Annotated in this window: 17 protein-coding genes, 1 pseudogene and 1 other annotated feature; all 18 genes and pseudogenes read right to left on the bottom strand. The window is 40.5% G+C overall.

Features of this window, described 5'->3' with window-relative positions:
• Positions 1-1131, bottom strand: coding sequence for a glutamine-hydrolyzing carbamoyl-phosphate synthase small subunit (carA, locus tag PO903_RS20560; protein ID WP_069328966.1), 1131 nt, complete (start codon positions 1129-1131; stop codon positions 1-3).
• Positions 1132-1204: 73 nt separating this feature from the next.
• Entirely contained in the window at positions 1205-2530 is a 1326-nt protein-coding gene (gene pyrC, locus PO903_RS20565; RefSeq protein WP_137220749.1) for a dihydroorotase, read from the bottom strand.
• Positions 2531-2569: 39 nt separating this feature from the next.
• The gene (locus PO903_RS20570; protein ID WP_137220750.1) at positions 2570-3481 is read right to left on the bottom strand and encodes an aspartate carbamoyltransferase catalytic subunit; all 912 of its coding nucleotides are present in this window, start codon (positions 3479-3481) and stop codon (positions 2570-2572) included.
• On the bottom strand, positions 3478-4041 hold the full coding sequence (gene pyrR, locus PO903_RS20575; RefSeq protein WP_069328963.1) for a bifunctional pyr operon transcriptional regulator/uracil phosphoribosyltransferase PyrR: 564 nt from the start codon (positions 4039-4041) through the stop codon (positions 3478-3480). Before pyrR ends, PO903_RS20570 begins: the two co-directional genes overlap by 4 nt.
• 592 nt (positions 4042-4633) lie before the next feature.
• Positions 4634-5611: an RluA family pseudouridine synthase gene (locus tag PO903_RS20580; protein ID WP_273594694.1), complete on the bottom strand. Its 978-nt coding sequence runs from the start codon at positions 5609-5611 to the stop codon at positions 4634-4636.
• A 62-nt stretch (positions 5612-5673) separates the two neighbouring features.
• Positions 5674-6165: a signal peptidase II gene (lspA, locus tag PO903_RS20585; protein ID WP_137220751.1), complete on the bottom strand. Its 492-nt coding sequence runs from the start codon at positions 6163-6165 to the stop codon at positions 5674-5676.
• Between the two features lie 216 nt (positions 6166-6381).
• Complete coding sequence (gene ileS / locus PO903_RS20590; RefSeq protein WP_273594432.1) at positions 6382-9477, bottom strand: isoleucine--tRNA ligase; 3096 nt, start codon at positions 9475-9477, stop codon at positions 6382-6384.
• Positions 9478-9558: 81 nt separating this feature from the next.
• Positions 9559-9861, bottom strand: a binding site (T-box leader).
• A 199-nt stretch (positions 9862-10060) separates the two neighbouring features.
• Positions 10061-10564, bottom strand: a pseudogene (locus PO903_RS20595) (DivIVA domain-containing protein); the annotation flags it as partial.
• A 159-nt stretch (positions 10565-10723) separates the two neighbouring features.
• Positions 10724-11506: a YlmH family RNA-binding protein gene (locus tag PO903_RS20600; RefSeq protein ID WP_069328959.1), complete on the bottom strand. Its 783-nt coding sequence runs from the start codon at positions 11504-11506 to the stop codon at positions 10724-10726.
• A 62-nt stretch (positions 11507-11568) separates the two neighbouring features.
• Entirely contained in the window at positions 11569-11841 is a 273-nt protein-coding gene (locus PO903_RS20605; RefSeq protein WP_371748221.1) for a YggT family protein, read from the bottom strand.
• A gap of 4 nt (positions 11842-11845) precedes the next feature.
• The gene (locus PO903_RS20610) at positions 11846-12295 is read right to left on the bottom strand and encodes a cell division protein SepF (RefSeq protein ID WP_069328958.1); all 450 of its coding nucleotides are present in this window, start codon (positions 12293-12295) and stop codon (positions 11846-11848) included.
• A 2-nt stretch (positions 12296-12297) separates the two neighbouring features.
• Entirely contained in the window at positions 12298-12987 is a 690-nt protein-coding gene (locus PO903_RS20615) for a YggS family pyridoxal phosphate-dependent enzyme (RefSeq protein ID WP_273594433.1), read from the bottom strand.
• Between the two features lie 7 nt (positions 12988-12994).
• A complete protein-coding gene (gene pgeF / locus PO903_RS20620) occupies positions 12995-13840 on the bottom strand; it encodes a peptidoglycan editing factor PgeF (RefSeq protein ID WP_273594434.1) in 846 nt (281 codons plus the stop codon).
• A 165-nt stretch (positions 13841-14005) separates the two neighbouring features.
• Positions 14006-15160 carry a cell division protein FtsZ gene (gene ftsZ / locus PO903_RS20625; RefSeq protein ID WP_069328956.1) on the bottom strand — a complete coding sequence of 385 codons (1155 nt, stop codon included), beginning with the start codon at positions 15158-15160 and terminating at the stop codon, positions 14006-14008.
• 63 nt (positions 15161-15223) lie between these two features.
• Positions 15224-16480: a cell division protein FtsA gene (gene ftsA, locus PO903_RS20630; protein ID WP_069328955.1), complete on the bottom strand. Its 1257-nt coding sequence runs from the start codon at positions 16478-16480 to the stop codon at positions 15224-15226.
• Between the two features lie 366 nt (positions 16481-16846).
• Positions 16847-17632: a cell division protein FtsQ/DivIB gene (locus tag PO903_RS20635; protein ID WP_273594435.1), complete on the bottom strand. Its 786-nt coding sequence runs from the start codon at positions 17630-17632 to the stop codon at positions 16847-16849.
• Positions 17633-17744: 112 nt separating this feature from the next.
• Positions 17745-18650, bottom strand: coding sequence for a UDP-N-acetylmuramate dehydrogenase (gene murB, locus PO903_RS20640; protein WP_137220756.1), 906 nt, complete (start codon positions 18648-18650; stop codon positions 17745-17747).
• An 18-nt stretch (positions 18651-18668) separates the two neighbouring features.
• On the bottom strand, positions 18669-19790 hold the full coding sequence (gene murG, locus PO903_RS20645) for an undecaprenyldiphospho-muramoylpentapeptide beta-N-acetylglucosaminyltransferase (protein ID WP_273594436.1): 1122 nt from the start codon (positions 19788-19790) through the stop codon (positions 18669-18671).
• Between the last annotated feature and the right edge of the window lie 15 nt (positions 19791-19805).

Raw genomic sequence — 19805 nt, forward strand, 5'->3', positions numbered from 1 at the left:
TCAGTTAGCTCCTTTCACAGCAGCCATCATTTCGGCTTGACGCGTTTTTTGAGGGTGTTGTTCTTTATATTCACGAATCATCGTTAGAAATTGATCGAATAGATAGCCGTTATCAAAAGGCCCTGGTGCTGCTTCTGGATGATACTGTACTGAAAATGCTGGATACGTCTTATGCTTTAATCCTTCAATCGTTTTATCATTGTTATTGATATGAGTCACTTCAAGTTCTGTTCCTTCAATAGAAGCTTCTTTCACCGTATAACCATGATTTTGCGATGTAATGTAGCAACGACCTGTTTGCAAATCTTTGACAGGATGGTTACCACCACGATGTCCAAATTTCAATTTGTCTGTGTCTGCTCCGCAAGCCAAAGCGAACAATTGATGTCCTAAGCAAATACCGAAGATTGGATATTCGCCAAGTAATTCTTCAATCACTTTAACCGCAGCCGGTACATCTTTCGGATCTCCTGGACCGTTAGATAATTGAATACCATCTGGATGCAGACGGCGAATCTGTTCTGCTGTTGTATCTTGCGGTACAACCACAACATCACAACCACGTTGAGACAGTTCACGTACAATCCCTGTTTTTGCACCATAATCGATCAGTACAATACGTTCTTTCGGTCCTGGACTTGTATAAATATGAGAAGTTGAAGTGTGACTTACTTGGTTCGTAGCCGATACGCTACTGTTCAGACGCTCCATCAATTCTTCTGTTGATAATGATCCGCTTGTCAAAATGCCTCGCATTGTTCCTTGATGGCGGATGCGACGTGTTAACATGCGTGTATCAATATCACTTATTCCGATAATGCCATGTTCGCGTAGCAACTCATCAATCGTGTATTGAGCACGCCAGTTACTAGGTACAGGCTCATGTCTACGAACAACGAATCCATTAATGTACGGACGAACCGATTCAAAGTCATCACGGTTAATACCATAGTTGCCGATCAGTGGATACGTCATCGTGACGATCTGTCCACAATATGAAGGGTCAGATAGCACCTCTTGGTAACCGGTAATTCCGGTATTAAATACAACTTCTCCAGTTGTTTCGCCTTCTGCTCCGAAACTACGGCCTGTAAATAATGTTCCATCTTCTAATAACAATTTTGCCTGCATCCCGTTTCACTCCTCTATCTATCTTAAAAGTTTGTTATATTTAAATGAATATTTATATCATTTTTTGGTATATTTATGCTTTGAAAGCCGTAGCTTCCTGCGACCACACGACTTGACCGTCTACGATCGTTGTCTGTGGCCAACCTTGTAATGTCCAGTTGGTAAATGGTGTATTTTTTCCTTTTGTAGCAAATGTAGTTGGATCAACCACTTGCTCTGTTTCCAGATCAATCACGGTTAGATCAGCAGGAGCTCCTTGCTCTAAGCGTCCTGTTGGTAAGCGGAATACTTTAGCTGGATCAGATGTCATGCGATCTACAAGCATTTGTAATGACCAGCGTCCTGTTTTTACAAATTTGGTATATAACAATGGAAATGCGGTCTCGAATCCGACGATACCGAAAGGTGCTAATTCCATTCCTTTTGCTTTTTCCTCTTCACTATGAGGAGCATGGTCTGTCACAATAATATCAATCGTGCCATCCTCGAGTGCTTGAATACAAGCTTCTACATCACGTGGTGTACGTAGAGGTGGATTCATTTTCCAGTTCGCATCCATACCCGGAATATCTTCATCCGATAAGATCAAATGATGCGGACATACCTCAGCAGTCACTTTGATACCGATCGATTTGGCTAAGCGGATCAAGCGAATTGATTGCTCTGTACTGACATGACACACATGATAATGAACGCCTGTAGCTTCAGCCAGTAAAATGTCGCGTCCTACATGGATAGCTTCAGACTCATTTGGAATCCCTTTAAGACCATGTTTACGAGCAAATTCGCCTTCACTGACTGATGCTCCAACGACCAGTGAATCATCTTCACAGTGAGCAATGACTGGCATATCCATCGAAGCGGCAAGTGCCATCGCATTTTTCATCATTTGTGCATTTTGTACACCTACACCATCATCGGTGAATCCGATAGCCCCTGCTGCTTTGAGTGCGGCAAAGTCTGTTAATTCTTTGCCTAGCTCATTTAAAGTAATCGCTGCATAAGGAAGTACTTTGACACTGCCTGCTTCTGCTGCTTTGTCCAGTACAAGCTTCACCGTATCCGCATTGTCTGTCACCGGGCGTGTATTAGGCATACAAGCAATCGTTGTAAATCCACCTTTTGCCGCTGATGCTGTACCTGTTGCAATTGTTTCTTTGTGTTCAAAACCAGGTTCACGTAAATGAACATGCATATCAATTAATCCTGGTGTAACTAGCTTACCGGATGCATCAATTTCTGTTACTTCTTTGCCTGCTCCATATTGGACAAGCAATTCTGCTGCTTTTTGATCGCCTGTAAATAGGTGTTCAATACTATTATTTTCGATCCATATATGTTTGATTTCCAGTTCGTTATTTCCGTTCAATACATTTGCGTTTTTGATAAAAAGTGTCATTGTTAACCTCCGAAGTTGTATTGTTGATCATCGTAGTGCTTAGTTACGTAAGGCTCTTTCAATCACAGCCATCCGAATCGGTACACCATTTTGCATTTGTGGGAAAATTTTTGATTTAGGACTTTCCACCAGTGCATCATCGATCTCAACATTACGATTGACTGGAGCCGGGTGCATAATAATCGCATGCTTTTTCATCCGGGCAGCTCTTTCTTCGGTCAATCCATATTGTAGGCGATATTCTTCTGCTGACTTGAGCATGCCTACTGCATGGCGTTCAAGTTGCACTCTTAACATCATCACTACATCTGCTTGCAATGCTTCTTCCATACTGATATAAGAAACATCTCCCATATCATCGGCACGCATATTGTTCGGTGCGCAGAAGCTTACTTTGGCACCCATTGTCTGCAATGCCCATAGATTCGAGCGAGCGACACGGCTGTGCAAGATGTCTCCAACAATTGCTACATGCAGACCCTTTAATTCGCCAAACTCTTGTCGCATAGTATACAGATCAAGCAATCCTTGTGTTGGATGCTCATTGTTACCATCGCCTGCATTAATAAGCGGTACATTTACTTTCTCTGCTAATTCTTGCAACACTCCTGAAGGTTTCAAGCGAATAATTCCTGCATCGATACCCATACTCTCAAGTGTGCGAACTGTGTCGTAGATAGATTCACCTTTTTCAACACTGGAGACTGCCGAAGTAAAGTTAAGTACTTCTGCACCAAGCCTTTTCTCAGCCATTTCGAAAGAGAATCGTGTACGTGTACTATTTTCAAAAAACATATTTGCGACAAAGCGTGATTGCAAAACAGATACTTGTTTCTCTGTATGTGCATCCCAATACGCAGCACGATCAAGTATAGACACTAACTCCGGTTGACTCATACCTTTGAGACCGAGTAGACTGCGTTGTTTCACTGTAGTGTTGGTCATAATCATGCAGTCACCTCACGGTGTTGCATAATATTCACTTGATCACTACCATCGATTTCGCTAAGTCGTACTTCAATCTCTTCTAATTTAGAAGTCGGTACATTTTTGCCGATGTAATCCGGGCGGATCGGAAGTTCACGATGTCCACGATCTGCCAGTACAGCCAGTTGAATCATTTCAGGTCGTCCACAATCCATTAGTGCATCCATTGCCGCTCTAATTGTTCTACCTGTGTAAAGTACATCATCGAACAAAATAATTTTTTTGTTGCGAATGCTTAGATTCGCTGGTGTAAGCATTGTGCTACTATTGATATCTGTAGGACGTCCATTGTCTTGATCATCACGATATCCTGTAATATCTAGCTCTCCACAAGGAACAGGTTTGCCTTCGATTTCTTGAATACGCTCTGCAATCCGTTGTGCCAGGTAAATACCACGTGTACGAATACCGACCAGAATACAATCTTCAATCCCTTTATTTTTCTCCAAAATCTCATGTGCAATACGTGTAAGTGCGCGGCGGATTGCTGTCTCATCCATGATAATGCGAGTCTCTGTATTCATTATCGTTAGCCTCCTCAGGTTGTGTACACCCTGGGCCCCGTGGTCAACATCATAACGCGTGTCTGGTCATACTTGATTTCCTGACTAGATTGCACGTTCTAAGACAGGGTATAAAAAAAGACTCCCTGCCCTAAAACGGCAAGGAGTCTGTAGTCATAGACACACGTCATGACAGTCATACTCAGACGCACTGTAGTATGCACCACTCCACACAGAGGGTGTCCTACAGTGAACATCGTTCACGTTACCTTGCCAGTCTCACGGGACTGAATTAAAGGTGCTTATTCATCTGAAATGAATTATGACAGAAACTTGAGTCACTGTCAACCGCACAACTTACCGTGGGATGATGAAGAAATCATTATATAGTTGTAAAAGGATTCTCATACTTCGTTTTAATAATCATAATTATACAATATAAACGAATAAATATCCACAATTATAAGTAAAAATATCATTTTAATCGATTTTTATTCATTATTTATTCATGATGCTCCATTACAATGTTCTATTGAATTAGTTGTCGATAGGATGTAGACATAAAAAAGAAGCCATTCTAGTGATAGAATGACTTCTTTGACTTATTCATGGCTTAACGATTACGTAGTGAAAACAACACTTGTTCAAGATCATCAGGGATCGGTGCTTGGAATTCTAAATATTCACCTGTTGTAGGATGAACAAACCCAAGTACTGCTGCATGTAATGCTTGCCCATCCAGTGTGGATGTCTTGGCTCTTACACGTCCATACATCGGATCTGCCACTAGCGGATGATCGATAAATTTCATATGCACACGAATTTGATGTGTACGTCCTGTCTCAAGGCGAAGTTCGACTAATGTAAAATCACCAAAACGCTCTGTCACTACAAAATGGGTCACTGCATGCTTGCTGTTCTTCTCCGTAACCGTAAACATTTTACGATTCTGTGGAGAACGACCGATCGGTGCATCTATTGTTCCTTGATCATGATCTACATTACCATGAACAAGCGCTATATATTTGCGGGTAACCGTATGATTTTTGAGCTGTTCTGATAATGAAGCATGAGCTTTATCATTTTTGGCAGCCATCAATAATCCTGTTGTATCTTTATCAATACGATGTACGATACCCGGACGCACTTCGCCATTGATCCCTGATAAGTCTTTGCAATGATACATCAAAGCATTAACCAGTGTATCGGAAGAATGACCGACAGCAGGATGGACAACCATACCACGAGGCTTATTAATCACGATTACATCTGAATCTTCATAGACGATCTCAAGCGGAATATCTTGTGCTTCGATTTCTACAGTAGATAGACTTGGCAGTTGAACGATAACCTGTTCATTTTCTATCAATTTATGATTCGCTTTAATAACTTTGCCATCTACAGTCACTAAGCCATCTGTGATCCATTGTTGTACTTGAGAACGTGAGAAACCTTCTGGCAATAAGTCTGTAATGTATTTATCAATACGAGTTTTGGCATCCTCAGCATCGATTGTCCATTCCATCACTTGCCCGGCGTTTACTTCTGTCTCATCATCACCGATTTCTTCAGCATGTTCCAGATCAGGCATATCCTGCTCTACCGACTGTGTATCTTGAACTTCATTTAACTCTGATTTGTCTTGCTTACTCACTAAACATTCTCCTCTTCATGACCGGCAGCTTGTTTCTTCTGACGGCTCATATCCAGCAGTGCGTCTATAATAATCAATGCCACCCCAACCACAATACAAGAATCGGCTACATTGAAAATCGGAAACGTATAACTACCGAAGTTAAATTGTAAAAAGTCTACGACTTCTCCCATACGTGCACGATCAATAAAGTTACCAATTGCTCCACCTAAAACAAGTGACAAAGCAACAGGCAATAATTTATCCGGTTGTGATTTTACTTTTTGGATATACCATATAATCGCAACAACGACTATTAAAGTAACAACGACAAAAAACCAGCGTTGATTTTGCAAAATACCAAAAGCAGCACCTTGATTACGGTGGGAAGTAATCAAAAAGAAATTGCCGATCACTGAAATCTGATCTCCTCGTTCCATCCCAGTAGCGATCCAGTATTTGGTTAACTGATCTACAATAATCGCTATAATTGCAATCACATAATATATCACAATAATCCTCCACCCTATTGATATCTTATCCATGTGCTTCGTCCAATACTACCACTAAACACAGCTTTGTTTATTGTAGCACAGCCTAGAATCAGTCGTCTATTGAGAAGCCTGATAATAAAAAGCATGAGTATCATCTCACTACTCTAAAAGTAGATCAATGATGCTCATGCGTATTGAATATATAACCTAGCGTGTGATTCGTATAGCTGTTATTTACGAAATACGGATACCTACATTTTGACCCATTAATTCAACTTGTTCCATGCCTTCTTCTCTAGCAAACGATACATCATTAACCAATACATTTTCACGAAGGACATGATCAAATGTTTGGATCGCTTGACGAAGATCATCATTCACAGACAATGTTAAATTGACATATTTCTCGATAGGTAAATCTAATTTTTTACGATAGTCTTGGACAGCACGTACAATCTCACGTACCCATCCTTCTTGCTCTAGTTCAGGTGTTACATCTGTATTGAGTGCCACCGTTAGACCATAACCAGATGCAGAAGCAAAACCAGACTTCGCTTTTTTCTCAACTAATAGTTCTTCGTTCGTCACTTGTAATTCTTCGCCTTCTGGAGAAAGAATATGCAAGAAGCCATCTTCAACCACTTTACGCGTTTCTTCTACAGCCATGCCTTTGAAGAAGTTTTGCAAGAAACCTACGTTTTTACCGTATTTCTTACCAGCAACTTTAAGATTTAATTTAAGAGTGAAGTCAACAAATCCAGAATCATCGGTCTCCGTATGGATACCTTTGACATTGATCTCATCTTTGATGATCTCTTCATAACTATTCAAATCAAAATCTTTGTCCAATGAAACGATCAACTCAGATAGCGGTTGACGTGTTTTGAGCCCTGTTTCGTTACGTACATTACGTGCTAATTCAACAATACGACGAGCTGTTTCCATATCACGTTCTAGCTCAAGGTCGATCAGATCTTCATTGGCAACAGGATAATCATCCATATGCACACTTTCACCACTGCTTAGGTTTAGATAGATATCTTCAGCTAGCATAGGTGTAAATGGTGCAATCAATTTGGCTGTTGTTAATAATACTTCTGTTAATGTGCGGTAAGCATCTAATTTATCTTCAGTTAGACCACTACCCCAGAAACGGTCACGCGAACGACGGATATACCAGTTACTGAGTTCATCAACAAAAGCTTCGATCGCTTTGGAAGCATTTAAGAAGTCGTTAACAGCTAATCCTTTTTCTACTTGTTTGATTAAACTGTTCAGACGAGATAGAATCCAACGATCCAATTTATGTGCTGACGGTTGGAAAGGATGTTCTGCTGGATCGAATCCATCAATCGTTGCATACAATGTCATAAAGGCATGTGTATTCACAAGAGTATCAACCATTTTAGATTTCGCTTCGCCGACAATACCTTTAGAGAAACGTTTGCTATTCCATGGTGCACTATCGGATAACAATGCCCAACGAAACGCATCTGTTCCATACTCATCAATGACTTCCCACGGATCAATAACATTACCTTTAGACTTGGACATTTTCTGTCCTTGTTCATCCAAGACATGACCTGTCGCCATAACAGCTTTGTAAGGTGCTTTGCCTGTGATTAACGTAGACACTGCTAATAGACTGTAGAACCAACCACGAGTCTGATCGATACCTTCACAGATCATATCTGCCGGAAACTGTTCTTGGAATGTATCTTGATTTTCAAAAGGATAATGTTGTTGAGCAAAAGGCATGGAGCCACTATCGAACCATACGTCGATCACTTCAGGTGTACGAATCATTTCATATTGACCACATGAACTGCGTACTTTGATAGCATCTACATACGGTTTGTGTAGTTCAATATTTTCAGGCACATCACCAATCGCACGCGCGCGAAGTTCAGCGATACTATGTGGTGCAAATTGTTCACCTGTCTCTGCACAGACCCATACGTTAAGCGGTGTACCCCAGTAACGATCACGACTGATATTCCAGTCTACTAAGTCTTCCAAAAATTTACCAAAGCGTCCATCACGTATATGCCCTGGATACCAATCTACTTCTTTATTGTTAGCGATCAGTTGTTCTTTGACTGCTGTCGTTTGGATAAACCAGCTGTCCATTGCATAGTATAAAAGTGGTGTATCACAACGCCAGCAGAATGGATACGTATGCTCATATTTTTCTTTGCTGAACAAACGATCTTTTTCAGACAACAAACGCACGATATCAATATCACAATCTTTAACAAAACGACCTGCAAAATCAGTTACTTCTGCTACAAATTTACCTTCTAGATCCACCATATTCACAAAGCTGATTCCATTTTCACGGCAGACACGATAATCATCTTCACCATGAGCAGGCGCCATATGAACAATACCTGTACCACTTGCATCGGTAACAAAATCTGCACCTAAAATGATGTTTGCTTTTTCTGCTGTAAAATAGTTAAAAGGCGGCGCATAGGTTTTTCCTACTAATTCTGCCCCTTTTAATGTACTAAGCACTTCATATTCGCCTTTACCATCTTTCATCACATCGTCTACCAGATTTTTGGCAACGATATAGACGCTTCCATCTTGACTCACACGTACATAATCCATATCTGGATTAACAGCTAATGCTACGTGAGAAGGTAATGTCCAAGGTGTAGTTGTCCAAGCTAGAACATATTCACCACTATCATCTAATTTGAATTTTGCGGTTGCGCTCAAATCTTTGACATCTTTATATCCTTGAGCCACTTCATGAGAACTTAGTGTCGTCTGACAATCAGGACAATATGGACTTACACGGTGCCCACGATACAATAGACCTTTGTCATGAATCGTCGCTAGATTGTTCCATACACTTTCGATATAGTTATTTTCAAGCGTTACATACGGATGATCTAGATCTGTCCAGTAACCAATCGCAGATGTAAGATCACGCCATTGTTGCTCATATTCAAATACACTTGCTTTACATTCTTGAATAAATTTCTCTACACCGTACTCTTCGATCTCCGGTTTGTGAGAGATGCCTAATTTTTTCTGTACACCAAGTTCTACAGGAAGACCATGCGTATCCCAACCTGCTTTACGAACAACACGGTATCCTTTCATCGTCTGGTAACGACCTACAAAATCTTTGATCACACGTCCAAGAACGTGACCGATATGAGGCTTACCGTTAGCTGTTGGTGGACCTTCATAAAAAACAAAGTTAGGTTTTCCTTCGCGATTCTGAATAGAACGTTGGAATGTATTTTCCTCATTCCATTTATTTAAAATCCGTAAATCACGTGTACGTGCTTTTTCTTTGACATCTACTCTTTGCATGATTTTGTCATCCTTCCCCATCTACAGATATTTAATACGTTATAACTATTCATTGTGAAAACATCAAAAAACCCCATCCCAGAAAGGGACGAGGTTGCTCGCGTTACCACCCTTGTTTCACTTCAATCCTTCATCGTACCTACTCAAACGAAAACCAGTTATAGATACTGTTTTCCTTTAGGTACAAGGTGAAGTGACACCTTAGATCCGCACAAATGATGCGGTGCCTCTGTAACGGTTGGCAATCCGGCTCGGCTTACTGCATTATGGTTCAGCCTCGCTTCTCCAGGGGGATATTCTATCATACGATGTTCATTGGCTTGCACCAACCGCCAACTCTCTGTGAACACATGTATGATGTACTGACCCTATCAACGAATGGTGATGTTCATATTTATATTCGTCTACACGAACAAATCGAAATAAGTTATAAAATATTTATAGCGCTTTAGGCTTTAAATGTCAACTTACAACATTGATCTTAATACAAATCGCCTGAATTGTGCTGTTCTTCATTATCGCGATCTCGTTCACGATCTCTGTCTCTATCGCGGTCACGGTCGCGATCTTCTAGACGATCTCTTTCACGATCACGTTCATTGCTTGTACGTTGAAGTTCACGCGTTTGATTTTCCAAAGCATCCCATCCATCTTGACTAAGTAGCTCTAATTGAGCTTCTACCAATGTACGGAAACGTGTGCGGTAAATAGAAGCTTGTTTTTTGAGCTCTTCTACTTCCATCGACACTTTGCGTGATTTGGATAATGACTCATTGATAATACGATCCGCATTTTTCTCGGATTCTTTAATAATCAATTGAGCTTCTTTTTTCGCATTATTACGAACTTCATCGGCAGCTTCTTGAGCAACGATAATCGTTTTACTCAATGTATCTTCCAGATTCGCAAAATGATCGAGACGTTCCTGAATAGACATTAACTGACTTTGCAGTTCTTTGTTTTCACGGATCGCTCCCTCATAATCCTTGATCACCTGATCTAGGAATTCATTTACTTCGTCTTCATCATAACCACGCAAACGACGCGAGAATTCCTTATTATGTATATCAAGCGGGGTTAATGGCATGTTGGACACCTCCTGTAATGTTTAGGCCGTTGAATTGCCTCGTTATTGCTATGATACTTCATTTCGACGCATAAGGATATATCCCTGCCAAAGACACTACAAAATAAATAAATTTGCTGTATAAAGAATACATTTAATCCCGGTGTGTTCTATTCTTTATCAAACAAATTTACCTACTTTGACTCGATATCTTCCTTTTTTTGTAATTCCATCCATCTCTAATACTTTAAAACGACCTAATCCTTGAATAGAAATCATATCGCCTTGTTGCAAAGCATACGAAGGATTTTCTTCCACTTTCCAATTGACACGACAACGTCCTGCTTTGATCGGGACTAGAATTTTACTACGACTCATCCGATAGACATCGCTTGCTATCCCATCCAAACGTAGAGAAGCTACGGTTAGCTCCATCGACTGCAATTCTGGAGTAGCCACTTGCAAATCGGTAATCGGTAAAATCTCAGTCATCACATGAAGACGATGCACTTGGGTTAAATTTAGATGCAAATAAGAAGCAATCTCAGACGACACCACTGTATGACAACCATCCGCCAATGCGTGGATATCTCCAATCTTACCTCGTTTCATACCCAGTCCTAAAATAGAACCCATATAATCGCCATGCTCCAGATCAGCGAACTTGCGTCCTTCTGGTGTGATCGATAATACTGATAAATTCATATCTTCGTTGTCTAAATCCATATAATCCGGTCCAATAAGAGCACGCTTCCGTTCAGAATGTTCTGATCCTCCATCCAATCGGATATGCACATCTAGATTACGAGCAGCGAGAATATGGAGAATATAAGCCTGACGTGGATCCAAAAAATCGGTCAGCTTTAGCTCATGATAACGGGCTGCGTTATCGATCCACTCCGCAGCCCGTTCCACAAACTCTCGCTCATCTGGATGAAAATGATGATAAATATTGCTTTGCATGATGTTGTTCATACCTTTCATATTTAGAGCAAGTGTAATTTTTTTGTTACATCATTATTAAATTAGTAGATAAGACTTCTTAATAAAAATATTAATCCACTAAATGCTAATTGTAGTACGAATAATGCTACAATCGGAGATATATCAATGGCTCCCATAATTGGTGGTATAAAGCGACGGAAAGGAGCAAGATAAGGTTCTACTAATCGTGCTAGAATTTGCCCGAAAGAACTTTCACGCGCGCTAGGCAACCAAGAAAGTAAAATATAAATAATGATCATATACGTATAAATTCGATATAAAGCATTTAACACTGCAAAAGCTGTTTCCAAAATTGCGTCACCTCGTCTTGTTATATTCGTAATCTTCGCCTAAAATTTCAGCGATAGTGCCTTCAATTTCGACGGTATCCGGTGTACACAGAAAAATGTTGCCCCCGATTTTTGAAATACTGCCTCCAAGTGCATAAACGGTTCCGCTCATAAAATCAATAATACGTGTCGCTTGATCGATACGAACACGTTGTAAATTGACAATAACTGAACGATGAGAACGCAAATGATCTGCAATATCTTGAGCTTCATCATAACTACGAGGCTCATTCAAAATCACTTTCACATTTTTCTGAGAATGAATACTAACGACATTACTGGCTCTATTGTTCTTACGTAATTCTGTGCCAGAGGTTTCACGAGGTTCTTCATCATCATCCATAATCTGTTCGCGCTCAACAATTTCTTCTTCTTCTTGAAGTCCTAAGAAGTTCATAAAGCGATTCATTACACCCATCGTTAATCCTCCTCTTTACCTACTAATATGGAGCCAAGTCGCACAAATGTGGCGCCTTCTTCAATCGCAATTTCAAAATCACCCGACATGCCCATAGATAAATGTGTAAGTGGATTTTTCGTTAATCCACGATTATTAATATCATCTCTTAATTCGCGAAGTCCTCGGAATACAGGACGTGTCATTTCGGCATGATCTACTTCTGGAGCCATCGTCATCAAACCTACTACTTCTAGATTAGAGAAGGCAGATATTTGTTCAAAAAAGGAATCTACTTGTTCTGGTGGCAATCCGTATTTGGATTCTTCACCAGAGATATTTACTTGTACCAATACTTTAACACGAATATCCATTGAACTCGCTTTTTTTTGTATTTCTTTTGCTAACGACAAGCGATCCAGTGAATGAATATATTCAAATTTGCCAATCACATCTTTGACTTTATTCGTTTGCAAATGACCGATAAAATGCCATACGCCACGTTCGTGTAATTGATTCCATTTATCTTCAGCATTTTGCCAGCGATTTTCGCCTAGATGCAAAAGCCCTGCATCTAACACTTGAGACGTTTTGGCAACAGAGACATATTTAGTGACTGCTACAAGTTGAATCTCTTCACGCTTGCGTCCACTTCGTTTACATACTTCTTCAATACGCTGTTCTACATGCTCTATTCGATCTTGTAATCCCAACTGCATTTCACTCCGTTTCTATACCTATCCAACTCGCCATTCTGCCGGTTATTCCTCCGTCAGCCCGATACGAGAAAAATAGATCGTGGTTACGGTAAGTACACCAATTACTCATTTCGATATGTTCAGCAGGTATTCCTGCAAAAATCATGAATTGTCGATTTAATTGTTTGAGGTCTAGCCAAGTTTTACCATTATCGCCCGGACGGGCATAAAGAGGTTGTTCACCATTACCCATTAACTTGCTTTCCCAAACGTTTACGGCATCCATGACTTTGTGATCGACTTCATAACTTTCTCCACCGATAGAAGGACCAATAGCCGTATGGATATCTGATATAACACTCCCATACTGCGTTCTCATCGTTTCAATCATTTCGCCTGCAATGTTAGCTACTGTTCCTTTCCAACCTGCATGAGCAAGCCCTACAACTTGTCGAACAGGATCCATAAAATACAGCGGTACACAATCTGCATAAAAGGAAGTTAACAAGATACCTGGTACGTTAGTGATTAATCCATCTGTATTTTGAAAAGCACTCTCACGATCAAGCCAGCCTTTACCTGCATGTTCTGCTGTAACGATCTCTATATGATTACTATGTACCTGTTCTCCCGATACCCAGTGAGTATACTCAAACTTTAATTCATCGCATAACAACTTCCGATTTTGCAACACATCTTCTGGTTGATCATTCACATGATAAGCCAGATTAAATGAATCATAAGGCGATTGACTGACTCCACCTTTGCGTCCTGTAAATCCTGCTGTAATTCCATGACTATATGCAGAAGTATCTAACTCAAATAATTCAGGTCCGCTACTTATCGTACGGCTTACAAACTTCTCCATGTATACACCTCATATTAAACAAAATATTTTAAAGGTATTTGACTATACCTATACCTTTATCTTACTTAGATCATACCATTATTCAACTCAATATATAATCAAATGAAAAAGACCTGTTTTCCGTAGAAAACAAGCCCCTCGCATAAATCATTATATTGCTAGTACCTAATCGTTTTTGTGACGAGAACGATTGCGTAGGAATGTTGGAATATCCAACTGATCTCCACTAGGTTGTGTAGTATTTGTATTGTTGTACGGACGCGATGTCGGCGCCTTGTCTTTGTCTTCTACATTGTTGGTTGGTGCTGGTGTAGATTCATCGACAGGCTGAGACGGACGACGTACTGGTGGCAATGGTTGTGCCGGTTTGTGTTCAAATCCTGTTGCGATAACAGTGACTTTGATCTCTTCTTTCAGATCTTCATCAATAATCGCACCAAAGATCATATTCACTTCTGGATCTGATGCTGAAATTACGATTTCTGCTGCTTCGTTAACTTCATACAATGAAAGGTTGTTACCGCCTGTAATGTTCATAATCACACCACGTGCACCTTCAATGGAAGTTTCAAGTAACGGACTCATAATCGCTTTACGTGCTGCTTCTGCTGCACGGTTCTCCCCTGTTGCTTCACCAATACCCATCAATGCTGAACCACGCTCAGTCATGATTGTTTTTACATCGGCAAAGTCAAGGTTAATGAGTCCTGGTACTGCGATCAGATCCGAAATACCTTGTACAGCTTGACGCAATACATTATCAGCTTCACGGAACGCTTCTAACATAGGTGTCTTTTTGTCAACAATTTCAAGCAAGCGATCATTAGGAATAACGATCAATGTATCTACTTTTTCTTTCAATCCTTCGATACCTAGCTCTGCTTGTGAAAAACGCTTGCGTCCTTCAAAAGTAAATGGACGAGTGACTACACCGACTGTCAATGCGCCACATTCTCTAGCGATCTCAGCAATAACAGGTGCAGCACCTGTTCCTGTTCCGCCACCCATACCTGCAGTAACGAATACCATATCAGCACCTTTAAGAGTGCTCATGATCAGGTCACGAGATTCTTCAGCTGCTTTTTTACCTACATCTGGATTAGCTCCTGCACCCAAACCGCGCGTCAATTTATCACCGATTTGCAATTTGTGTTCAGATTTAGCTAAATGCAATGCTTGAGCATCTGTATTAACCGTTATAAATTCCACGCCTTGAACACCATTCTCAATCATACGGTTAACAGCATTGCTTCCGCCGCCACCTACACCGATGACTTTGATCTGGGCTAGGCTTTCCATTTCGAAATCAAATTCTAACATACTTTCCCATCTCCCCCTCGTTGTCCATGAATAGCTTGTTCCCATTTAAAATAGAACGTTAGCTTATATAAACTCACTGAACATATTTTTTAACCGTTCAATCAAGCCCGGCTTGGCACTGCTTTCCGGGGTCGAGGTTGTTTTGTTACGTGCTGGTGCTTTTTTGTTAGTCCCAGCCGTGCTTCCACCACCACGGATATTGCGGATGACATTATACAAAATGCCTACCCCGCTTGTATAAGCAGGATCACGTACACCAATATAATCAGGAACTGCTATTCTTACAGAAGCTGCCAGTTCTTCGCGAGCGACTTCTAAAACGCCCGGCATTGAAACTGTACCTCCTGTGAGTATATAACCACCAGCAAGCTCTTGATAACCGAGTCTTGTGACTTCTTGACGAATCAGTTGAAAAATTTCTTGAACACGAGGCTCAATAATAGCTGCTAAATCTTGTTGTGTGAATTCTTTGTCTACGTTACTGCCAATACGCATCACTTTGAATACCACATCAGAAGCAGCATCATCTATCAAAGCACAGCCATACTTCAGCTTCACTTTCTCAGCATGTTCTGTTAGGGTACGTAGTCCATAAGCAATATCATTAGTGACAAACTCTCCCCCGATTGGCAAAGTCGATGTCGCTTTAAGCGAACCTTCTTCAAAAATCGCAATCGTGGATGAACCTGCACCGATATCCACTAGAATCGAACCCATTGATTTTTCATCTTTAGACAAAGCCAATTGACCTGCACCTAAAGAGATTAATACAAGATCCTTAATACGCAGATCTGCTTTTTCTACACAACGAAGAAGATTATGAATAGAAGTTTTGGCTCCTGTAATGATCGTAGCTTCTACTTCTAGACGAACACCAATCATTCCGCGCGGGTCCTGAATTCCTTCTAACCCATCAACCACGTACTGTTTAGCAACAACGTCAATAATTTCCCGTTCTGGTGGCAGAGCGATTACTTCTGCCGCTTTTAATACACGTTCGATATCTTCTTCACCAATCTCACGATCTTCATTGGATACGGCAACTACTCCGTGGCTCGTTTGAAGTCCGATATGATTGCCTGAAATACCAACGATAACTTCAGATATCTGAATGCCGACCATACGCTCGGCATGATCAACAGCACTACGGATGGATTGTACAGTTTGATCAATATCTACGATCGCACCTTTACGAATTCCTTCCGAGTCGGCAGATCCAACTCCAATAATATTAAAGGTTCCATTGTTGATTTCCCCGATAATAGCACGAACTTTGGATGTACCGATGTCCAAACTAACAATGATGTCATTGTTGCTCAAGCCCTAGGCACCTCCCGCTATCCTGTAATAAAAATGATGTATCTAAATCCTTAAGAATAACACCATTATGTGTTGGAAATTGAATTTCCGAAATAAATTGGTTCCCAAAATTGCTCTCTACATTAATATTCAACATTACCTATGCTTTCCCTCTTTTTTCTCCAAACTTTTTGAACACTGGTTTGCATTATAAAAAGGTTGAAGAAAAAAGGATCAGGTCAGCTATTTTCATCATAAATTTTTAAAAGTTTACAAAACTTTAATATCTACAACTTTCATTCTAGCATCTTTCGGTCATTGCAGAAAGTATTGTATCGATATGATTTTACAAAACGTTCGTATTTATGAGTTACAAACGGTCAAATCCTAAGGTGCAACTTCCTGTTCTGCTACGTCTTCTGGATTAAAAGGAGTATATGCATCGGCTTCAAGCATCGTAATCACACCTGGTGGTTGAGTCTCGATAACCTGATTTAAATACTCTACTTTATCAGCCAAAAGTGACACACTTGTGATCACTTCAAAGCGAGAACGTGTATAGATTTTGATTCGGTCTGGAAAAGAAGGCGTTGGTGATGGACTAATCTCAGAAATATCAGAAGACAACTCGTTAGGGATCGTCCCTAATACTTTGCACAATTGTACTTTCTGCGCTTCGAAATCATTCCAACCTGTAAGCACTGGCTTCTCCACAGCAACTCCGCGTGTATCGGCTCGTACTAAAGCTCCACTTTGCAAGATAGCTGTTAGTTCTCCGGAATCTTGTAGTTCATATGCCACTACAGGATACTCTTTGATTGTAATATCAATTTGACCTGGAAAATGCTTAATGACTTCTGCATCTTCAATCGAACGAATCGTTAACAGCTTTTTCTCGATTGTTGTTGCCGATGTGCCAAAAAAGGCATTTCCCTTAGCCAATCCACTTACATTCAATAAATCTGTTTTGGCTGTGAATGTATTTCCTTTAAACGTGATTTGCGATATTTTACCAATAGGCGAGAACCAGAATACAATTCCGATGACGATTATCAGTATAAGCGATAATAAAATAATCAATCGCGTTTTGCGAGTCATTTTTGGGTTAAAGGAAGGTCTGCGATTGCCAGTCGATTTGTTATTCGGAATAACAGTTAATTTTTGCTTTACCATAGCGATCTCCACAAATCTTTTTTAGGTTCTATTCATTAAAGTCATTGTCATTATATCATGCAGAATGCTGAATACCTAAATGTGCTTTAGCTATCGCTGTATACGGCTCTATTTACTTTTCACCCATCAGATAAACTTCCGGTTGAAGCTCTATACCGAACTGCTTCACAACTTCTTGTTGCACATGCGAGATTAACTCTAATACATCAGCCGCAGTACTTTGTCCCACATTGACAATAAAGTTAGCATGTTGAGTCGATATTTCTGCTCCACCGATTCGATATCCTTTAAGACCTGCTGCTTCGATCAAGCGAGCCGAGTGATCTCCAGGTGGATTACGGAAAACACTCCCTGCTGAAGGTTGCTGCAATGGTTGTGTAAGACGTCTGCGATCTTTATGTGTATTCATTTCAGCCATAATTGTAGTACGGTCGCCTAATTTCATTTGAAAAGAAGCTTCCACTACGATTCCAGGTTGCTCTTGCAGGATAGAATGACGATACGCATATTGCATGTCTTCTACACTGTATGTCACGATTTGACCATCATGAAGAACAATACGAGCAGACTGCAAAATTTTAGAGGTATCTGATCCATGAGCTCCTGCATTCATATAGACAGCACCGCCTACAGAACCTGGAATACCGCCGGCAAATTCAAGACCAGACAATCCTTTTTTCGCTGCTAAAATACAAAGCTTAACTACGGAATGAGCAGCACCTGCAATAATACGATCTTCTTCAAACGTAGCATAATCAAAACCTTCGCCTAATTTGATCACGACTCCACGAATGCCTTTATCAGCGACTAACAGGTTGGAGCCACGTCCTAACTGTGTCCATGAGATCTGATGTTCTTTGAGAACAGTCATCAGTGTACTTAGCTCTTCTTGATTGCTAGGTATAACCAGTACATCAGCAGGTCCACCAATTCTCCATGTTGTATATTTTGCTAACGGTTCATTGACAAGTACTTGACCGACAGCATGCTGGGATAACAGATTCATCCACTGCTGCATTTCGTTAACTTCCCCCTTCTAGCGGGACAGAACACCTGACAAACGCTTCATTTCTTCAACAATCAAAAATGCAGATTGAGGTGTACCCAAGCTGGTTGCTGCTTTGGACATGTTCTGTCTAACCTCTTCATCACTCATAACTTTGTCTATTCGAGCTAACAATGATTCTCCTGTTAACTCACGTTCTAGTAATACTTCAGCCGCACCTGCTTTTTGTAGTGCCCAAGCATTGGCTTCTTGATGATTATTGGTAACGTTAGGTGACGGTATCAATATAGATGGTGTACCTAGTGATGTAACCTCAGCCAATGAAGAAGCTCCTGCACGTCCTACTAATAGCGAAGTAGCCGCTAGCACTTCTGGCATATTCGGAATATAAGGAAGTACGTGAAGATAATAAGGAAATGATCCTACCGCATCCCGAATCCGTTCGCGAATTTCTTCATAATACATCTCACCGGTTACAAATACATAATGCATCGATGAATTGTTTTGCTTGAGTAAAGGTGCAATCTGAACCATGGCTTCGACCAATGCTCTAGCACCTCGACTACCTCCAACGACTAATACGATCTGTGCATCAGCAGGTAGACCCAAGGAAGCAAGTCCACGTTCACGATTGGCATTTTGCACCATCGTGGCTCTTGGATTCCCTGTAAACATCACATGCTTTGAACGTGGAAATCGATTCACTGAATCTTGAAAACTGACAGCTACTGTACTTGCATATCCACTCAAAAATTGATTCGTTAATCCTGGAATCGCATTTTGTTCATGTACAATCGTTGGGATTTTAAGCTTAGCTGCTGCATAAACTACTGGCCCACATACATAGCCACCTGTTCCAATAACAACATCAGGCTTAAATTTTTTAAGTAGCTGTTTTGAAGTTTTCACACCCTGAATGAAGCGATTTATCGTTTTAATATTTTCTAACGAAAATAATTTACGTCTAAAACCGGTAATATCAATACTTTCAAAAGGGATTTTTTCTTCAGGCACAATCTTATTTTCCAATCCTCTTTTGCCACCGATATACAAAAATTCCGCATCTAATCCTTCGGTCTCACATTGCTGAGCAATCGCAAGTGCTGGATAGATATGACCACCTGTACCTCCGCCGGTCAATACGACCCGCATGATAAATCACCTCCT

This window comes from Paenibacillus sp. PK4536, assembly GCF_028594455.2.
GTDB classification, from domain to species: domain Bacteria; phylum Bacillota; class Bacilli; order Paenibacillales; family Paenibacillaceae; genus Saccharibacillus; species Saccharibacillus nuruki.

Bases quoted from the DNA above. Each gene is read 5' to 3' on its own strand.
- carA (WP_069328966.1), bottom strand. From the start codon at position 1,131: ATGCAGGCAAAATTGTTATTAGAAGATGGAACATTATTTACAGGCCGT.
- pyrC (WP_137220749.1), bottom strand. From the start codon at position 2,530: ATGACACTTTTTATCAAAAACGCAAATGTATTGAACGGAAATAACGAA.
- PO903_RS20570 (WP_137220750.1), bottom strand. From the start codon at position 3,481: ATGATTATGACCAACACTACAGTGAAACAACGCAGTCTACTCGGTCTC.
- pyrR (WP_069328963.1), bottom strand. From the start codon at position 4,041: ATGAATACAGAGACTCGCATTATCATGGATGAGACAGCAATCCGCCGC.
- PO903_RS20580 (WP_273594694.1), bottom strand. From the start codon at position 5,611: ATGCCTGATCTGGAACATGCTGAAGAAATCGGTGATGATGAGACAGAA.
- ileS (WP_273594432.1), bottom strand. From the start codon at position 9,477: ATGCAAAGAGTAGATGTCAAAGAAAAAGCACGTACACGTGATTTACGG.
- PO903_RS20600 (WP_069328959.1), bottom strand. From the start codon at position 11,506: ATGCAAAGCAATATTTATCATCATTTTCATCCAGATGAGCGAGAGTTT.
- PO903_RS20610 (WP_069328958.1), bottom strand. From the start codon at position 12,295: ATGGGTGTAATGAATCGCTTTATGAACTTCTTAGGACTTCAAGAAGAA.
- pgeF (WP_273594434.1), bottom strand. From the start codon at position 13,840: ATGGAGAAGTTTGTAAGCCGTACGATAAGTAGCGGACCTGAATTATTT.
- ftsZ (WP_069328956.1), bottom strand. From the start codon at position 15,160: ATGTTAGAATTTGATTTCGAAATGGAAAGCCTAGCCCAGATCAAAGTC.
- PO903_RS20635 (WP_273594435.1), bottom strand. From the start codon at position 17,632: ATGGTAAAGCAAAAATTAACTGTTATTCCGAATAACAAATCGACTGGC.
- murB (WP_137220756.1), bottom strand. From the start codon at position 18,650: ATGCAGCAGTGGATGAATCTGTTATCCCAGCATGCTGTCGGTCAAGTA.
- murG (WP_273594436.1), bottom strand. From the start codon at position 19,790: ATGCGGGTCGTATTGACCGGCGGAGGTACAGGTGGTCATATCTATCCA.